15 protein-coding genes are annotated in these 19,187 nt (G+C 43.2%); 12 read left to right on the top strand and 3 right to left on the bottom strand.

From position 1 onward, the window contains the following. Positions 1 to 113: 113 nt before the first annotated feature. From HXT37_RS06195 to HXT37_RS06155, 9 genes are all read left to right on the top strand, one after another. Entirely contained in the window at positions 114 to 1,958 is a 1,845-nt protein-coding gene (locus HXT37_RS06195) for a SpaH/EbpB family LPXTG-anchored major pilin (protein WP_033888489.1), read from the top strand. A 153-nt stretch (positions 1,959 to 2,111) separates the two neighbouring features. Next, complete coding sequence (locus HXT37_RS06190; RefSeq protein ID WP_421779462.1) at positions 2,112 to 3,131, top strand: class C sortase; 1,020 nt, start codon at positions 2,112 to 2,114, stop codon at positions 3,129 to 3,131. Between the two features lie 186 nt (positions 3,132 to 3,317). Next, entirely contained in the window at positions 3,318 to 4,685 is a 1,368-nt protein-coding gene (locus tag HXT37_RS06185) for an ATP-binding protein (protein ID WP_033888488.1), read from the top strand. A 346-nt stretch (positions 4,686 to 5,031) separates the two neighbouring features. Next, the gene (locus HXT37_RS06180) at positions 5,032 to 6,051 is read left to right on the top strand and encodes an ORF6N domain-containing protein (protein ID WP_012914476.1); all 1,020 of its coding nucleotides are present in this window, start codon (positions 5,032 to 5,034) and stop codon (positions 6,049 to 6,051) included. A 94-nt stretch (positions 6,052 to 6,145) separates the two neighbouring features. Beyond that, the gene (locus HXT37_RS06175; RefSeq protein WP_012914475.1) at positions 6,146 to 6,607 is read left to right on the top strand and encodes a Panacea domain-containing protein; all 462 of its coding nucleotides are present in this window, start codon (positions 6,146 to 6,148) and stop codon (positions 6,605 to 6,607) included. 182 nt (positions 6,608 to 6,789) lie between these two features. Then, positions 6,790 to 6,918: a hypothetical protein gene (locus tag HXT37_RS06170; protein WP_004109178.1), complete on the top strand. Its 129-nt coding sequence runs from the start codon at positions 6,790 to 6,792 to the stop codon at positions 6,916 to 6,918. 415 nt (positions 6,919 to 7,333) lie between these two features. Next, positions 7,334 to 7,765, top strand: a complete 432-nt coding sequence (gene rplK / locus HXT37_RS06165; protein ID WP_004118588.1) for a 50S ribosomal protein L11 — start codon at positions 7,334 to 7,336, stop codon at positions 7,763 to 7,765. Positions 7,766 to 7,779: 14 nt separating this feature from the next. Then, complete coding sequence (gene rplA / locus HXT37_RS06160; protein ID WP_004106273.1) at positions 7,780 to 8,475, top strand: 50S ribosomal protein L1; 696 nt, start codon at positions 7,780 to 7,782, stop codon at positions 8,473 to 8,475. A 600-nt stretch (positions 8,476 to 9,075) separates the two neighbouring features. Continuing rightward, positions 9,076 to 9,642 carry a peptidase gene (locus tag HXT37_RS06155; protein WP_102703254.1) on the top strand — a complete coding sequence of 189 codons (567 nt, stop codon included), beginning with the start codon at positions 9,076 to 9,078 and terminating at the stop codon, positions 9,640 to 9,642. Between the two features lie 482 nt (positions 9,643 to 10,124). On the opposite strand, the gene HXT37_RS06150 is transcribed toward HXT37_RS06155, so the two are convergent. Next, on the bottom strand, positions 10,125 to 11,486 hold the full coding sequence (locus HXT37_RS06150) for a PucR family transcriptional regulator (protein WP_004109186.1): 1,362 nt from the start codon (positions 11,484 to 11,486) through the stop codon (positions 10,125 to 10,127). A 15-nt stretch (positions 11,487 to 11,501) separates the two neighbouring features. After that, entirely contained in the window at positions 11,502 to 13,532 is a 2,031-nt protein-coding gene (locus tag HXT37_RS06145) for a DUF6020 family protein (protein ID WP_102703253.1), read from the bottom strand. A gap of 102 nt (positions 13,533 to 13,634) precedes the next feature. Here HXT37_RS06145 and HXT37_RS06140 point away from each other — a divergent pair, with 102 nt between their 5' ends. After that, a complete protein-coding gene (locus tag HXT37_RS06140) occupies positions 13,635 to 14,525 on the top strand; it encodes a biotin--[acetyl-CoA-carboxylase] ligase (RefSeq protein WP_421779459.1) in 891 nt (296 codons plus the stop codon). 132 nt (positions 14,526 to 14,657) lie between these two features. On the opposite strand, the gene HXT37_RS06135 is transcribed toward HXT37_RS06140, so the two are convergent. After that, positions 14,658 to 15,308: a biotin transporter BioY gene (locus HXT37_RS06135; RefSeq protein WP_004109189.1), complete on the bottom strand. Its 651-nt coding sequence runs from the start codon at positions 15,306 to 15,308 to the stop codon at positions 14,658 to 14,660. Positions 15,309 to 15,513: 205 nt separating this feature from the next. On the opposite strand from HXT37_RS06135, the gene HXT37_RS06130 reads away from it, so the two are divergent. Further along, positions 15,514 to 17,427 carry a biotin carboxylase N-terminal domain-containing protein gene (locus HXT37_RS06130; protein WP_004109191.1) on the top strand — a complete coding sequence of 638 codons (1,914 nt, stop codon included), beginning with the start codon at positions 15,514 to 15,516 and terminating at the stop codon, positions 17,425 to 17,427. Continuing rightward, positions 17,424 to 19,070 (top strand): acyl-CoA carboxylase subunit beta, encoded by a 1,647-nt coding sequence (locus tag HXT37_RS06125; protein ID WP_421779457.1) that lies wholly within the window; start codon positions 17,424 to 17,426, stop codon positions 19,068 to 19,070. The genes HXT37_RS06130 and HXT37_RS06125 overlap by 4 nt, the downstream gene beginning before the upstream one ends. Positions 19,071 to 19,187: the final 117 nt, after the last annotated feature.

The raw sequence follows: 19,187 nt of genomic DNA, 5'->3' as shown, positions 1-19,187 counted from the left end.
AGCGTGATAACACAAAGTAAATGCCAAAAATTTTAAAACTCTACTCGTCAAGAGCATTATCAATGCAAACTAATTCTCTACTTGCCGTAAAACGGCATACGAAAGGAGTGAACATGAAAAAGTTCACTAATAAATTCGTGGCGGCGGTTGCGTCGCTTGCGATGGCTGGCACGCTGTGCGTCGCCGGCGCTGTAACTGTGGCTGGAGTTGCGTGGGCTAGTAGTAAGCCGGGTGTTCCACAACCTTCTGTTAAAATGGGTCCTAAGGCTCCATGGGAGAGTGAAGCTCCGACAACCGGTAGTTTAACTATTGTTAAGTGCAAGAAAAAGGATGTCTCTACAACTACTACTACCGTTGCTTCGTCTAGTACTGCTAATGCGTCCGCATCTAATGAGACAGGCAAAACGCAAGATACATCTTGCCCTGCTGGTTTTGAACCTCTTAAAGATGTTAGTTTCACTGTAACTAAAGTTGCATCCATTAAGGAAGGAACTAATGATGTTACTTTGAATCTTGCTCAGTATGATTCTTGGCAGAAGATTGCTGGTATTGTTTCTAAGCTAAACGCTCATCCGGAAGAAGCTGGAGTTGTAACTCTTGGAACTAGAACTGATGTGCACAATATGACTGCTACAGACAAGGATGGTAAGTCTACACTTAATAATCTTGCTGTTGGTTTGTATAAGATTGTTGAGAAGGTTCCTGATGGTTATGGTGCTTACGATTTCAGTAGTTTCTACATGACTTTGCCTTTGATTGAACAGAAGACTGATAATGGCAAGACCACAACTGTGTATGAGTATAATCCTGTAGTTAAGCCAAAGAATATTGATCTTTCTTCTGCAATTAAGAAGAATGTTGATAAATCTCACATTTTTGCTGGTGTAAAAGATAAAATTTACTACACAATTACCGCGAAGGTGAACAAGACTAAGATTGACAAGGATTTGACTGAGAAGAATCTCACGGATTACGCGATATTCGATGATGCTCCAACCTCAGCGTTTACAGAACCTAATAATCAGGGACTTGATGCTGCTGTGCAGTCTGTAAAGTTCGGTACAGGTAGTGATTCTACCTTTACTAAGGGTGAGAACAACGACTACACCGTTACTGCAATGGCTAATTCTGATAATGCTGAGATTACTACAGCTGGAGATACTAAAGGTCTTGCTGCTGGTCACACTCGCATTCTTGTGAAGTTCACTGAAGCAGGTTTGAAGAAAATTGCTTCTAAGTTGAATAACGTTGCTGCTGGATCTGAGGCTCCTCAAGTTGAGGTTGAGCTTGCGTTTGACATAAGTAAAGCCTTCAAGGATTCTACTACAGATAAGACTATTACTAATAAGTCTGGCTTCTTCCCAGCTCATGATGAGGGTACTACTGCACCGAATCCTATAATTCCTAATGTTGATGGCAGTAAGCCTACAGTCAAGTTTGGTTATTTGCAGGTTGATAAGTACAATTCTGAAGATGAGAGTAAAAAGCTTTCTGGTGCTGAATTCAAGATATTTACCGACAAAAATAAAGCAGATTTGTGCACCAAGTCTCTTAAGGAAAATACAGCAGTAGATGCGGAAGATAGTCCTTGCAAGGCCGCTTCTGCATTTGATGAAACTACTGTTGAAGGCGGTAAATTCTCTAATCCTTACAAGGCTGAAGCTGGTTCAACGCTGTATGTTGTTGAGGTTAAGGCTCCTGAAGGATTTGCTTTGTCTCCTGTGGTTAAGGAAATAACTGTTAAGGATACAACTACCAACGATAATCCTGATACTTTGGAATTCCCTAACATTCCATTGCATGGTGAAAAAGGCGGTAACAAGTTCTGGTTCAATCTTCCTGCAACTGGTGCTGCTGGCGTGATTCTGTTTGCGCTTGCTGGCATAGGCTTGATTGCAGCAAGCGTGTTCCTCTACATGCGCAATCGCAAAGAAGAGGAACAGCAGCAGAACGCCTGATCCGCTTTCTAAAGCTGGTCTTGTAGTCTAATAGCAAAGTGTGAGTCTAGGGTTTACTGAACTAAAATCCTAGACTCACTTGCTCTAAAAACGTGTGTTTTCACGCGTAATTTGAAACAAAATTTACGTGTATAAACGTTACAAGGAAGAAGCATGAAATTAAACGACGCTGTTGTTAAAGTATATGCTTTCTTCAAGCAACTCAAAGCAAAACCCGTCGCTTCCGCAACCGAAACAACACCAGCCTCCACAGCAGCGCAAACCGCAGCCTCCGCAACTGCAACAAAACCCGCTAAAAAACCCAAATCCAAACTCCGCCGCACTCTCGAGCCAATTGCCCTCGCACTTGCAGCAATTTTGTGCTTCACGTACCCGGTTGCGTCAACGTTGTGGAATAACAAGGTGTCGAAGGAGATTTCTGTAGCTTATGATCGGCTGAGTCGTAAGCAGACTGCGAGCGCTAGAGAGAAGATTTTGAACGCGGCTCGTCGTTATAATGCGCGCCACAAGTCGATTATTACGGCTGATCCGTACGATGGCACGACGGATTATATGAAGACGCCGGAGTATAAGGAGTATGCGAAGCAGCTGGATGAGCCGATGGGGATTATGGGTATTGTGAAAATCCCGAAGATTGGCGTTAAGCTGCCGATTTACCACGGTAGTTCGCAGGAGGTTTTGGCGTATGGCGCTGGACACTTGTATGGCACAGATTTGCCGGTTGGGGGTAAAACGCGTCACGCTGTTGTGACGGCGCATACGGGTTTGCCAAATGCGACCATGTTTGATGATTTAGTGGAGTTGAAGAAGGGTGATTTCTTCTACTTTGACGTGCAGGGGGAGACGCTGCGTTACAGGGTATTCCGCATTAGCGTGGTCGATCCGCATGATATTAGGTTGCTTCAACGCGAGAATGGGCGTGATCTGGCGACGCTGCTTACGTGTACGCCGTATGGTGTTAATACGCAGAGATTGCTGGTGACAGGCTATCGCGTGCTGCCGGATCCTGTTTCCGCGCCGGGCGATAAGTTGCAGTGGCCGCTTTGGATGACGATGTTTGTGCTCGCGCTTATTGGTTGCGCTGTGATTCTTACGACGATGATTATTGCCGCGGTTCGCAAGCGCCACCGCCGTGCTGCTTCACTTGCTCATGCCAAACATATAACTGCTTAGAATTGCTGTAATGCAGCGTGTCGCGAAGATTTAGAGAAATAACACCTTGATTTTCGTGAAAATTCGGCATATATTTACCCCTGATTTCGTGAAAATTTAGCATAAATTGACATTGATTTTCGTGAAATATATACTATAAAACAATAGTATTTTCAACGGTTTTGTGGTAATTAAGAGTGGTGTTATATGTTAAGGCGAAAATTTTATCAAAAAATGCTCGATTGGAAGAATGCTGATCGCGGTTCAACAGCGCTTTTAGTAACAGGTGCTCGAAGAGTTGGGAAAAGTACTATAGTTGAAGAGTTTGCAAGAAACGAATACAAGTCTTATATTCTTATTGATTTTTCGCAAGCATCAAAAGATGCGCTTCGGCTATTTGAAGATTATCGTTCAGATTTAAGCACTTTCTTTACATACATATCTGCACTATATGGTGTGAAACTTTATAACCGTGAATCGGTAATGGTTTTTGACGAAGTGCAATTTTTCCCACAGGCTAGAGAATTTGTAAAACAACTAGTTGCAGATGGCAGATACGACTATATAGAGACTGGCTCGTTATTGTCTATTAAACACAATGTTGAAACAATATTGATTCCATCTGAAGAACAAGAAGAACGCATGTATCCTCTTGATTTTGAAGAATTTTTGTGGGCTTTTGGAGAAGAAAATCTATCGAAAGTTATTAAAGATTCATTTGATGAGTTAAATCCTTTGCCAGATGTTTTACATAAAAAAGCGATGCGACTTTTTAGAGAATATATGCTAGTTGGTGGCATGCCGCAGTCTGTAAATGAATATGTTGATTCGAGAGATTTTGCTCGAGTAGATAGGGTTAAGCGTCGTATTCTTTCGCTCTATAGGCAGGATGCTGCAAAGTTTGCAAAAGGTTATGAAATGAAAGTTATGTCTGTGTTTGATGGAATACCAGCACAGCTTTCCAGACATGAAAAAAGATATAGGATTACTTCCTTAGGTAAGAATGCTCGTATGCGTGACTATAAGGATGCGTTTTTTTGGCTTTCGGATGCGAGTATTACAAATAATTGCTACAAATCTACAGATCCAAATGTGGGATTGAATCTTAATGCAGATGATGCGTTAGTAAAATGTTATATGGCTGATACCGGTTTGTTGACTTCTATGATACTTTCAGATAGTAGTATTGCGTCTAATGATCTGTATAAAGAAATTTTATTTGGAAAAATCTCAATTAATGAAGGAATGCTAGTTGAAAACGTTGTTGCGCAACAGCTAATAGCATCTGGACATCGCCTATTCTTCTATTCAAATAGAGACAAAGAAAATTCGGAAAATACTATGGAAATAGATTTTTTGATTTCTAAAGCTTTTCAGGATTCTGCTGGCAAAATGCGTATATCTCCTATTGAAGTTAAATCTGGGAATGTGTTTAAAACAGTTTCTCTTGATAAATTTAAGAACAAGTTTTCAAAAAGAATTGGAACTAGTTATGTATTTGCTCCTAAACAGCTTAGCGTTAGAAAAGATTTGAATCTCGTAATATTACCACTTTATATGTGTGGATTGGTGTAGCGTTCCGACCTGCCTTCGCGCTGCTATGTAGTGCACTTATTCCTCACGGCTTAGCCGTTTGGCTGATTTGGCATGACATGCCGTAAATCAGGTACAAGCGCACTACATAAATGTGCTGTGCGTTTGTATTAAAACCGATTTTTTTGTTGCTTTTTATTTGTGGAATCTTATAGAATTATATTTATGCGCTGATGCATGCTAGTTTTGCTAGTTGTTAGATGTTTTATGGCTTGTGATTGATTTTTGGGAATAACCCTGATTGCTTGCGATTCATGGGTTTTGTGTTAGAAATGTAGTTTTTGTTGTACAGCGCTAGGTTTTACGCACATTTTTTAGGAGTGATCTTATGGTAGAGGGGAATAAAAATCTAATTATCGCTGACTCTAAAAACGCGTCTGTTGGAATGATAATAGACGCTGAAACAATAAAAGAGAAAATCTACAACATTCGTAATCAAAAAGTCATGCTTGATTTTGAGCTTGCTGAAATATATGGGTATACTACGGCAAGATTCAACGAGCAGGTAAAAAATAACATAGAAAAGTTTGATGATGACTTTATGTTTCAGCTAACTGCTGATGAGTTCAAAAACTTGATGTCGAAAAATTCTACATCAAGTTGGGGTGGTCGCAGAAAGCTTCCATATGCTTTTACGGAGCAGGGTATTTATATGCTCATGACTGTGTTAAGAGGCGAACTTGCCATAATTCAGTCGAAAGCGCTTATTAGAACCTTTAAGCAAATGAAGGATTATATTGTTGAAAATAAGGATTTTATTGGCGCGAAGGAATTAGCTAAGCTTGCGATTCAAACGAATCAGAATACTAATGATATAGCGGAAATAAAATCTCAAATGGCAACGAAGGAAGATTTTAATAAGGTAATGGATAATTTTATTAATCCAGATTCGTATAAACATTTTCTTCTTATGGACGGCAATAAAATAGAAGCGGATCTTGCGTATTGCAAAATATATAAATCAGCTAAGAAAAGCATTTACGTTGTTGATAATTATATTGGTCTTAAAACATTGGAACTATTACGGTTTGCTGGTGAAGGGGTTGAAATCGTAGTTTTTAGTGATAACGCTAGGAGCAAGAATATGCTTACGGAAAGCATGTTGGGTGATTTTGTAAGCGATTGTCCTGGTGTTGATTTGAAGTTTAAGACTGCTGGCAGAAAGTATCACGATAGGTATGTGGTTATAGATTATGGAACGGATGATGAGGCTGTTTACGTTTGTGGCGCTTCGTCGAAAGATGCTGGCGGCAAAATTTCGACTATTACGCGAATAGAGTCTTTGAATTTGCGCTTGTATCATGCGATGTTTGATGAGTTGTTAAAGAATCCTGAGTTAGAGTTTTAACATTTTATAATGTTCTAGTGTTTTGCGCTCAACTTGGAAGTAGACTTCCAACTTTTGCTGTTGCGCAAATGTAGTTGCGCAAAGGGAGGTGCGTATGACAACAATCTTTAACGTGGCATCGTACATCCTTGATATTGCTGGAACTATTACTACTATGAAGCTTCAGAAGTTAGCTTACTATTCGCAAGCGTATTCTTTGGCTACTACTGGATATCCATTATTTAACGAGGATTTTCAGGCATGGAGAAATGGTCCTGTTTGCCCAGAATTATTCGCATTGCATCGCGGTAAGTTTTTGATTCGTAAAGGGGAGTTTGTGCTTCCTAGCACTGATAAGTTGAATGATGATTCTTTAACAGATGGTCAAAAGCTTCTTGTGGAAAAAGTGTGCAAAAAGTTTGCTGAGTGTTCTGGTAGTGATTTGAGTGCTATGACACATCGTGAGGATCCATGGAAGAATGCTTATGATGCTACTAATAGTTCGGCAATATGCGTTCAAAAAATTACTAAGGATTCTTTGAAAGAGTACTATTCAGTTCATAATTTGCTTAAGTAAATGTGATATTCTCTTGTTCTCTTATTTGCTCTGAGTTAGTTATAGCGTTGCTCGAGATTTGTGGAGTTTGTATTAAGAGCATAGAAGTAAAGCATGATATGGTAGCTTGAAAACAACGCAATACTTATAATTCATGCGAATCGTCTTACAAAGGGATTTTTACAAGAGATAAGGGATGCGAGATGAGTAAGAATACGTATACTGCGGAAAATGGGTTCGTTATTACTGACGATATTGTTGATAAGTGGGCTGAGGAGGCAGAAGATAATTTTCCTGGTGCCACTATTACAGAGTTTGCTGGAAGAGCTTAGGAAGATGAAACTCAGCCGTTGAAACCGCGTACTGTTAGGTTAAGTGATACCGTTTGGCATTTAATCGAAGCCGATGCAAAGCGCAGAAAAATGACTGTGAGTGCGTGGACTAGAAACGCTATACTTAACGAATTGTCTACTGAGATAGCTGCGCAAAGATAGTTGCGCAAAAGTAGCTGCGTAAAAATAGTTGCAGATTTCGTAATGCAGCGTGTCGCGAAGATGTGGCATAATAGGAAGGCTTGTGACTGGAGGAGGAATCCGCTAGCACAGCACAGCAATACAAGATGCGGGAGGAAGCTGCAAAACAGCTTTATAGCAACGTTTCGTAAGTGCTTTACTTCTGTAAGAAGCGACTATATCAGCGTTTGCAACAACCGTTTGAACCGCTTGTACAAGAAAGAAGAACCATATTATGGCTCCGAAAAAGAAAGTCTCCGCGCTTATTAAGCTCGAGATTCAGGCTGGTAAGGCAAATCCAGCCCCACCACTGGGTCCAGCATTAGGCTCCCACGGCGTGAACATCATGGACTTCTGCAAGGCCTATAACGACCAGACGAAGGACAAGATGGGGCAGATTGTCCCAGTAGAGATCACCGTTTATGAAGATCGTTCCTTCACCTTCATTTTGAAGACCCCACCAGCCGCTGCTTTGTTGCTTAAGGCTGCTGGCATTCAGAAGGGCACCGAGAATCCATTGACTCACAAGGTTGGTTCTGTGACCAAGGCTCAGGTGCGCGAAATCGCCGAAATTAAGATGCCTGACCTCTCCGCACGTGACGTCGAGGCCGGTATGAAGATCATCGCGGGCACCGCTCGCTCGATGGGTATTACCGTTACCGACTGAAAGGGAGTGTAGAAATGGCTAAGCGTTCTAAGAAGTATCGTGAAGCGGCTGAGAAGATCGACCGCAATAACCTGTACACCCCAGCTGAAGCAATTGCTTTGTTGCAGAGCATGCCAAAGCACGCTTTCGACGAGTCCGTTGAGGCTGTTATGCGCCTTAATGTGGATCCTCGCAAGGCTGATCAGTTGGTTCGTGGCGTTGTGAACTTGCCAAACGGCACCGGTAAAACCGCTAAGGTTTTGGTGTTTGCTCGTGGCCCAAAGGCTACTGAGGCTCAGGAAGCTGGCGCCGACATCGTTGGTGATGACGAATTGATCGAAAAGGTTGCCGGTGGCTTCCTTGACTTCGATGCAGTTGTTGCAACCCCAGACATGATGGGTAAGGTTGGCCGCTTGGGTCGTGTTCTCGGTCCTCGTAGCTTGATGCCAAACCCAAAGACTGGCACCGTGACTATGGATGTAGCCAAGGCTGTTGCTGACATTAAGGGCGGTAAGATTGAGTTCCGCGTGGATCGCCAGGGCAACCTGTCCTTCCTCTTCGGCAAGCTCTCCTTCGATGCTAAGGCTCTTGAAGAGAACTTCAAGGCTGTCGCAGACGAAATCCGCCGCTTGAAGCCAAGCACCATCAAAGGTCGTTACATTACTAAGGTAACTGTGACTTCTACGATGGCTCCTGGTGTTCCAGTTGATATCGCCAGCATTGCTGCCTGATTTATTGCTTGCGTAGCTTATGCGAAAGCATGGCTGGTACGTAGTAAATTAAGTTTAAAACTTATAAACGCTGAAAATGTGCTCTTTTGAGTCATGTTTTCAGCGTTTTTTGTTACTGCGTTTCTGCGTTAGTAACGAGTAATTGCGATTAGCGTTGCTGGTGCAGTACGCAAACTGTGTTGGTAATGAATAGGTGACTGGAGAGGTTGAGGGCGCGTGGTCGTGCGCGGCGTGTCGCGCAAGAGTGGCTATATTGCAACGGTTTTGCGGCTGGTTGGGGGAGTATTCAGGAGTTTTCTGAGAGTTTTCTGAGAAAAATCTTTAAAAACCTTGAAATTGACATTTTTACGAAAAATAATGCGTAATACTGTATTTTTTACTTTTAAAAATAGTTTGACTGAAATATTTCCGTAAAAATATAAATGTTTTCTGTTAATGAGTTGTGCGTCTGCTCTTGACTTTTTCGAACGGGGGGGGGTATGTTAATAACAGCTTCCGGCTGGATATTCTGCGCTGGTAGTTATTCACAAAACTTAAGTTGTGAATGTTAATTTTTTCTTCGCGCGTTTGGCGTGAAGGAGAAGAAGAAAGGAAAATATTATGTTGAATAAGAAGGCTATCGCCGCACTCGCTGCTGGCGCCACCCTCGTTTCCGGCTTGGCTTTCGCCGCCCCAGCAATGGCAGAAGAACCAGGTGCTGGTGCACAGAACCCTCCTGCAGCGAATAAGCCTGCAGAGAATAAGCCTGCAGAGAATAAGCCTGCTGCTCAGGATGAGAAGGATGATAATTGGCAATATGAGACTGAGGACCCTGGTGCTCTTGCTGATCGTTTGAATGCTGAGAAGGCTGCTAAGGTTGCGGCTGACGAGAAAGATAAGTATGAGCATACTCCATTTGGCAATATGGACACGGATTACAAGAAGTGTGTGAAGCTTTACGGTGAAGATTCTCTCGAGTGCAAAGCTGTCGCTGACTACCTCAAGCGTCATGGTCAGAATGTTGATGATACGGCCGCTGTAAAGGAGTCTGATAAGAAGGCTGGTAAGAAGGCTGGTAAGAAGGCTGCTGCTCCATTGGCTAAGACCGGTGCTGCTGTAGCTTTGGCTGCTGTTGCTGCTTCCGTGCTTGCTGGCATGGGTGCTGCTCTTCGCAAGATCCGTCACTAAGCTGTTAGCACATTAAGTGTGCTGATTGTTTAATGATTTGTGAGCGTGCCGTATGTGAGTATGGTGCGCTCACTTGTTAAATCTTTCACTCAACGTGCTGCGAATGCTGTTTAGTGTTTTTGTGGCGGGTTTGCTTTCGGGCTTTTGCATGATTCTACTGTTTTGCCAAATCTCTTTCTTCACGGTAGTGTTGTGCGCTGGTTTTCGATGGCGTGACTGTTGAGTGTTTGGCTGGCTTGTTTGTTAGGGAAACGAGTCGGTTTTGTTAAAGGGCTTGGGTTTGGTGCTACTAGGGGCATCAGTCTCCAAGCCCTTTCTTCGTATGTGTCTGTTTGCTGTGGTGTGAGTACTGCTTGTTGTTGCGATGTGACCAAAACGACTCAGCGGTGAGTAGTTTAGGTCGCCTACGCAAGAAAATCCGGTCTAAACATCACGCGCGCGAGTAGTTTAGGCCGCGCGTCTTTATTGTCGTGCACTTCGTTTTAGTGCGAATCACGAATTCTGCCAATTGTTATAGCTGTTTGCAGTACATAAGCGGCGCGCGGATCCGTAGCATCCCATCCTGTAGTTTGCGCAACTTTACGTAAACGGTAACGAACAGTATTTGGATGCACATTAAGTTCGTGTGCTGTTTGGTCAAGAGCTCCACCAAAGCGCAAGAACATGTCAATAGTTTCCAGAGTCGGATCGTCATGATTGTAAGGAGCCAAACTTTGATACACCTTGTTGTAAAGAGTATCAAAAGCTGTGGCATCGCCAATGAGCGCTCGTTCTGGAAGCAAATCATCCGTGTGAATGATTTGCGGCAAATGCTTTACTGCTGGAGCAACAGCAATCGCGGCAAGAGTAGCAGTAAGAGCGGAAGAAATTTGCTCAACGCCCTCAACCATGCTGCTAACACAAATCGTCTTATGAGAATTCTCAAAAACTTTGCACAGCTTCTCTAAAGCCTGATCGCTAGGATTTTCGCGCACAGCAAGCAGAATAATATGAGAAGGCGCTGCAAAAGTAGAAGAATTTTTCGTAGATGCTGATATCAGTGCTTGCGTTTTTTGCCAAGCTCCCGTAATGCGCTGCAAAGCACTACTTTGTGTGCGCTCAACTATTGCATCATACGCATTGCAACTACCAAGCTGTGGCCAAATATTTCGACGCAAAGTGTCAGTGTTATCAGGTGGAATATCTGGTGCTGGCTTGCGATTTGGTCCGTCATCTGGCTTAATTGCAGTGCCGAAAGTTCCTGCAATAACAATAACTTTTGGCGAATCTGACCATTGAAGTAAATGCATGAAAGCGTCAATACGAGCGTCTGCAATACCATTCATTAAACACGTGGCAATAATCGAGTGTAATTGCAAGCGCATCGCCGCGTCAAAAACTTGGCCATCACGATTGTCGAAAATTCTAAGCGGTTCCGAGCTAGTTGATTTTTGCGCGCTGGGCAATGGAGTAAAACTCGGTGAATTATTACCTTTAGTATTTTCAGAAGATTGACTTGAATGACTCGAACGACTTTGATTTGATGAAAGACGATGCCACAAGTGGTGTTTGTGCTTTTCTTCGTTTTCTTGCTCTGCTTTAGATTGCTTTGCTGTAGAAGAGCTTTCTTGATCATTTGATACAGCGTTTACTTGCGTTTTGTTTAACTGTTGATTTTCAAGAGAATTGGCAATATTAGAATCCTCCGCGTGCTTTTCTGCTGCCTGTACGCTTGCTAGTATCGAAAGAAAATCGTTACTAAGTAAGCTGTTTCCTGCAAGTTTATCTTCATAATTTTCTTCGGACATAACAGAAGAAGCAGCGCTGCTATCTTGCGCAAACTGAGGTGTATTCTTCTCGTCCATCTTATGCCTTTGATCCTAACATTCTCTACTATTATAGCGCGATTGAGTAAAAGTATCTCGCCAAAAAGTAAGTGCTACAAAGCAGAAAACAAAAGCTAACGGTAGCATGTGTCGCTCAAAATTATTAGCTGGAGCAAGAATCATAACTCCAACCAGCAAGGCAAGTGGAATGTGCCATAACAATGTGCGCCAACGGCGAAGAATAATTTCTGCAACACCAATAAGTAGTGTAAAAATAACGAAAGTATTTCCGTGAATTGGCCAACTTAAAACAGGAATATCACTAAACGTGCTAATATCTTCTGCAAATTTAGTTCGCCACTTAGGATTCCAATATTTAATCCAATCAGATTTGTGTATGCTGTCAGTGTCTATGTAATATTCTGGCCCAACATACGGGCGGTCAAAAATATCAAAGTATCCGTAAGTCTTCGCAAGAAAAGCGTCAGTTGCAACGAGTGGACTATGCGTAATCATTTGCCACCAAGCGAAATCTAATTTACGAATATTATCTTTAGTAACGTATCGCCAACGATAACTCACTTTTTTAGACTGCAATCCGGAAGATTTCACAGGGTCTGCGTCATAAGGTTTGTATGCTTCTGCAGTTTGATCCAGATTAAAAATTGGTGCAATAATGCGCTTTGCACTACGCGGTATGCTATGCGGATCGAGCTTAGCTATACGTGCAATTTGTTGTAACTGAATGCCGCGACTCTCAATAGGATCGCCGCTAATAATAGCACCGCTCGAAATAAGCATAATTAACGAGCCGTGAATCACAACGATTGGAAGCAAAATTCCGCAAACCCACAAACGCCAGCGTTTGCGCTCAAAAATAATCAAAAGCACGAATTGAACAACCAGAATATACCAAGCGTATTTTGCAGCAATAAGCATTACGCACACTGAAACAATTAATTCCAAAACAGTGTGAAGTCTAGGCTTTTGCGCATTTGGCTTTGTGCTAAGTGTATTTTTAGTGTCCTTCGCATGATAGCAATTAGTTAACTCGTAATTTATACCAAACCACCAAACAAAAGCGAATGCAAAAAGCGGAGATTTTGTAAGCGCAATAGTTGAGCACAACACAAGCGGATTAAGTAAAAACATAAGCAGAATAACGAATCTTGCAAAAGTTGTTGTGCTGCAATTTGTTGAGCTAGATTCTGCATCAAGCCAAGGTTTGTTTAAGAAGCGGTGTGCTGTTGCAGAAACGCACCATGCTGCAAATACAAATTGTGCAAAGGCAAGAAGTGCAATTCCAGCGTCGTTTGAGTCGGTAAAGTATCTGGAGACTGCTGTTGTTGCGCCATAAATAACAGTTAGAACAATGTTGTGCTGATCTGTTAAATAAGTTGGATAAGTTGGCCACAAGTAGTGCGCAGTTGGGTAAATATCCATTGGGACAAAGCTAAAGAAGCCGATATAAGGCTGATCTAAGCCTGTAATTTTATTCCAAGTCCAACTGTACTCGCGAATTTGCGAGCATATATCTGCACCGTATGCGGCAAGTAACGTAGCTGGAACCCAAATCCAGCCCACGAAAAAAGTAAGAAGTAGGTTTCTTCTGTTGCGAGTGGAGTGGTTAATGAACCATTTAGCGCAATTAAAAAATAGTTTTGCAAATTTTAAAAGAAAATGCGAAATATTGCGGAAAATAGTGTGTTTAGTAGTAAATTTTTGTAATTTTGACTGTTTTTTATTTTCGCTATTTTTTCTTAACGCAATTGACTTTATTAATTTCGTAAAACGTTGATATTTAGGCAAAAACTTTTTATTTTTACCGTAGTAAATAAGCGCAGTCAGTATTAATGCGTATATTATGAAGGCAGCAACGAAAATAAAAGCATTAACCAACGAAAAATCAGCGATTGATCCTAAATGAACTTTAATATCTTGACTGCGGAAAATTGGTCCCAAGCTAGTGCAAAAAGCAAGTACAAAGCATAACAAAGCAGCAAGAGTGTAATCTAAAAAACGTGCTACAACTGCACGCAATTTGCGCGGCTTTTCGTACTGCGTTTTGCGACGTATGCGCTCCATGTGTTAACACCTGCTTAATTGATGCCTAGCTATTTTGTTTGCTATTGCGCGCAAAACATGCAATGACGCGCGCAAAAATATAATCTGATGTAAATTATACATATGAGTATTTTTTCTTCGCAAAGTGTGGCATTGATGCCGCAGACATCAGAAGTAGCAGATTTGGTAGAATATTTCGCAATTACAGATTCTACGCAAAATATTGCGCGAGAAATGATACAAAAAGGCGAAATAATCGCGCGAGATGACGGAAAGCCAGCAATAGTTGCGATTGTGGCAGACGAGCAAACAGCAGGAAGAGGACGATTAGGGCGTGCGTGGGTAAGTCGTGCGGGAGAAAGCTTTTTAGTTTCATTCGTAACGTTGCTGCCGAAGTCAATTGTTATGGACGCAAGTCACAATGGGTGGCTGCCTATTATTGCAGGGCTTGCAGCGCGTGACGCACTTCTAGAAACGTTTAAAGAGTGCGGAAGCTCGCCGATGCACGGTGATGCTTGCGCGATAAAACTTAAATGGCCTAACGACGTGTTTTTGCACGATTGTAAAGAAGGCGGAATATTAACAGAAATTGTAGCTGATCCAAGCAAGGATGATGTTGTTGGAGTAATTTTTGGAATCGGATTGAACTTGTGTGTGCCTAAAGAAGTGCTGCCAATTAAAATGGCAACTTCGCTGCAAATGCATATGACTGATTTGCCGGAAGCTAAAGAATTGCGTGATACGATTGCTGCGAAAATCGTTACTGGATTGCGTTCTAGACTTGGTGATTTTATGCGCGATTATCCAAGCAACGCTGCAGATTTGCTTCAAGAAGTAAATGGTGTGTGTTGGACTCTTGGGCGCGAAGTTAACGTGCATCCAGTTGACGGAAGCGTGGTGACAGGAACTGCTGTGCGGCTTGGAGAAGATGCGTCGCTTACGATTCGTGAGGCATCTGGCGAGGAGATTGTGGTAAAAAGCGGCGATGTGCAGGCCGTTTCGTATGAAGAGTGAGATTTAAAGAAAGCGAGCGACAACAAACGCCGGGAAAATTCCCGGCGTTTGTTGTCGTTTTTGTGTTTTGTGGAAACATTTGCCGGAAATTTTCCGACAAATGTTCCCGTTTAGAGCATTTAGGTTTAGTTGTTACGCGCGCTTTTTGTTAAGTGCGTTGTACAAGCCGGAGCAAGCTGCGCTCGCAACAAAAGCCTTAATCAAATCGCCAATCATGAAGATAATCAAGGTTGCGGCGGCAGTTGAAAGTGGCATGCCAGTTAGGTAGCTTTGGCCGAAAATGCCGAATGCGTAAATCACGATCGTGCCGATTATAGAAGCTACAGAGTAAGTGCAGAAGCGTGCGAAAGTCTTCTTGAAGGAGTTTTCTGGCATCATTGCGTCAAGAGCTACGTCAAATACGCGCTTCAAAGCTGCGGTTGCAGCAACGCCAAAAATGAAACCGGCTAAGAATCCTGCAGTAGGGCCAACAAAAACAGCCCAGCCGCCCTTAAAGCCAGCAAACACAGGCAAACCTGCTGCGCCAACAGCAAGATACATAACCACAGAAGCTACGCCTTCGCGCCAGCTCAACGTTAAACCAATAATGCACAAAACAAGAGTTTGCAACGTAATAGGCACAGGAGTAATAGGAAGATAAATTGCGCCTGCCATAGTAGAAAGAGCCAAAAGCACAGTGAGAAGCGCTGGCTTTGCAAGCCATGCTGCAGCTACTTTCAACTTATTCGCAACGTTTGAATTTGCTGATGCTGTTGTTGCATTATTTTGATTTATGTTAGTCATGAAAACCTTCTTTTGGTTATTTCCGGTTTGCCGTTTGCAGCTAATAGGTTGTCAATTAAACGGTTTTGCCGGTTGTTTTCCGTTTCGCTAATCACATTACGTGTTATAAAAATCATGTGCATTGGAGAAGTGTACAAAATTTTGCTCTAGCTTTTGTGTATGTCGACTCATCCGTAAACGCAACTTTTCTAATATCTTGTAACGTATGGTTACGAATATCAAAAAAATCCTCATCGCAAACCGCGGTGAAATTGCCTTGCGAGTTATTCGCACGGCTCACGAAATGGGCATTTCTACCGTTGCTATTTACGCACCGACTGATCGCAACGCGCAGTTTGTAGAAATGGCAGACGAAGCGTACGCACTTTCCGGAGACACATATCGCGATACTTATTTAAACGAAGATGCGATTCTTGACATTATTAAAAGAAGCGGCACGGATGCTGTGCATCCGGGTTACGGTTTCCTTTCGGAAGTTGCGTCTTTTGCGAAAAAAGTCAACGATGCTGGAGTTATTTGGATTGGTCCTCGTCCGGAAGCGCTTATTGATTTGGGAGATAAGATTACGGCTCGTCGCGTGGCAGTTCGTGCGAAAGTGCCGCCAGTTCCAGGAATTTCGGAGCCTGTAAAAGATATTCGAGAACTTTTAACTTTTGCGCAAACTCACGGCTATCCAGTGATGATGAAGCGCACGGATGGCGGCGGCGGACGCGGAATTACAGTCGTTCGTAACGATGACGAGTTGCGAGGCTTTTATATGAATCACGACGCTCTTCAGGGCGGCGACTTAGACGAATATTTTATTGAGCGTTTTATTGATAAAGCTCGCCACGTAGAAACGCAGTGCGGCCGCGACGCTCACGGAAATTTCACCGTATATTCCACACGCGATTGCTCGGTGCAGCGCCGAAACCAAAAGCTGGTTGAGGAAGCTCCTGCACCGTTCTTGACTGACGATGAAAAGGATCAGCTTTACCGATATTCTCGTAACCTATTTGAAGCTGTTGATTACGTTGGTCTTGGCACGTGCGAATATATGGTGACTTCTCAGCATAAAGTCTACTTCTTGGAAGTTAATCCGCGATTGCAAGTTGAGCACACGGTTAGTGAGGAAGTTAGTGGACTTGATTTAGTGCGAGAACAGCTCAATATTGCTGACGGCGGCGAGTTGATTAAGGATCCAGAACCTCGCGGACACAGCTTCGAGCTTCGCATTACTTCGGAAGATCCTGCTACGAATTTGACTCCAAGTTCCGGCACTTTGACGAAAATAAAGTGGCCTTCCGGTCCTGGTATTCGCGTCGATTTTGGCGTTGAAGTTGGCGATAATATTTCGCCAAAATTCGATTCGATGATGGGCAAACTTATTATTACTGCGCAAAGTCGTGAAACTGCTGTCGCTCGTGTGCGTCGCGCTTTGAAGGAACTTTGTATTGAGGGCGTGCCAACTCCAGCAAAACTTTTTGAGCAGATTTTTAACGACCCTGAGTTTACTGCGGAAAATCACAGTTTTGACGTGTCTACTAAGTGGATGGAACGAAAGTATTTGAACCGCGTTCCTGCAGCTTCTTTGGGTGGCCAGCCGGCTTCGCTTGTTTCTGGAAAGTCTGCGGATGAATCCGAAAATAAGCAGCCTGCAATGGAATCCTTCATTATTGAGGTTGATAATAAGCGCGTAAAGCTTACGATTCCGCAAGATATTGTTGACAATTTGACCGGCTCTGCGCGAGTTCGTAGCGTTTCTAGAGCTTCGCAGCCTTTGCGTGGACGTTCGCTTCGCGGAAGTACTCACAAATCTGAAGAACAAAAGCAGATTCCTGGCGTAATCGCAGCGCCTATGCAAGCTGTTATTACGCGCGTGAATGTGGCTGAAGGTCAGCAGGTTGCCAAGGGTGATTTGCTTGTGGTGCTTGAGTCTATGAAAATGGAAAATTACGTTTACGCTCCTGCAGCTGGTACTGTTACTGGAATCTTTGTGGGTCCTGGTGACGGTGTGGAATCGGGTGCAAAGCTTGTGACGATTGATCTTGCTGGAGATAAAAGCGCGGATAAGAGCGCAGATAAGTCTTCTGAATCTTCTGAAAAGTCTTCCGAAAAGCCGGAAGGAGAGCAGAAATGAGCGCTTTAGTAAAAGAAAAGTCTGAAATCTCTGAAACTTCAGCGAAAATAGTTAATAACTCTTCTGTTAATAGCTCTGCTGACGATACAAACTTGCAGCCTCGTCGCGGAAAAGCTGCAGTTCAGCACGCAGCACAACTTGCTCGTGACGCAGAACAAAAAGCTTTAGAACGTCAGCACGCAAAAGGAAAGTCAACTGCAAGAGAGCGTCTTGACTTGCTTTTTGACACCGGATCGTTCGTGGAAATCGGACGTTTTAACGGCGGTGACATAAATAACGACGTTGCAGGATGCGCTGTAATCACCGGTTTTGGCGAAGTCTATGGCAGAAAAGTTGCAGTTTACGCACAAGACTTTTCTGTGCGCGGTGGAACTTTAGGCAAAGCTGAGGGCGAGAAAATCTGCCATCTTTTAGATATGGCTGTTGAACTTCGCGTGCCAGTTGTTGCCGTAATTGATTCCGGCGGCGCTCGCATTCAAGAAGGCGTGAGCGCGCTTATGCAATACGGGCGTATCTTCAAAAAAACTTGCGAAGCAAGCGGCTTGATTCCGCAAATCTCAATTATTCTGGGTCCTTGCGCTGGCGGTGCTGTGTATTGCCCTGCATTGACGGATTTGATTATTATGACTCGCGAGCACTCAAATATGTTCGTAACTGGTCCGGATGTTGTTAAAGCTGCAACCGGCGAGGCTATTAGCATGGACGATTTGGGCGGCGGTCTTGTGCATAACGCAACTTCCGGTGTCGCTCACTATTTGGGAGAGGATGAAGCTGACGCAATCGACTACGCGCGCACAGTTTTGGCTTATTTGCCATCTAGCTGCGAAGTAGATCCTCCAACTTTTGCCTACGCTGCAACGCGCGCGGATCGCGAAACTGCGCGCGAGTTGGCGAATATTGTGCCGGATAACGACCGTCAGCCTTACGATGTGCTCGACGTGATTCGCAGAATAGTTGACTACGGTGAGTTCGTGCAAGTGCAGGAATTGTATGCTGCTTCTGCAGTGGTTGGTTTTGCTTGCATTGAGGGTCATCCTGTTGGAATCGTAGCAAATCAGCCGAAGGTGAACGCTGGTATTTTGGATGTAAATTCTTCCGAAAAAGTCGCGCGATTTGTGCGATTGTGCGACGCGTTTAATTTGCCTGTGGTGACTCTAGTGGATACTCCTGGTTATAAGCCTGGTTCAGATCAAGAGCACGCAGGAATTATTCGCCGAGGTGCGAAAGTGATTTATGCGTACGCGAACGCGCAAGTTCCGCTGGTTACGGTGATTTTGCGCAAAGCTTTCGGTGGAGCTTATATCGTTATGGGTTCCAAGTCGATGGGCGCGGACGTAAATTACGCGTGGCCAACCAGCCAGATTGCGGTTTTGGGTGCGCAAGGTGCCGTAAATATTATTCATCGTAAAGATTTGCAAAAAGCTAAAGAGCGTGGACAAGACGTTGCGGCTCTTAGAAAACAGCTGGTTGACGAGTATGAGGTGACTACTGTTAACGCAAATCTTTCGTTGGAAACTGGTCAGATTGACGCAATGATTGACCCGGAGCAGACTCGCGATATGATTGCTGGCTCATTGAAACTTTTGCGCAGTAAAAAGCGAGTTTCCAGAACTGGAAAGCATCACGGAAATCAGCCAATGTAAGTGATTTATAAAAATTATAGGAATTATCAAACTTATAACTAAAAACTATAGAACTTACAAAACTTATAAACCTTACAAAACTTACAGAATTTATAAAACTTATCCAAATCAACGAGA

The sequence above is a fragment of the Gardnerella sp. DNF01151 genome, from assembly GCF_049244235.1.
GTDB lineage: Bacteria > Actinomycetota > Actinomycetes > Actinomycetales > Bifidobacteriaceae > Bifidobacterium > Bifidobacterium swidsinskii.
This window is presented reverse-complemented; position numbering and strand designations above follow the sequence as displayed.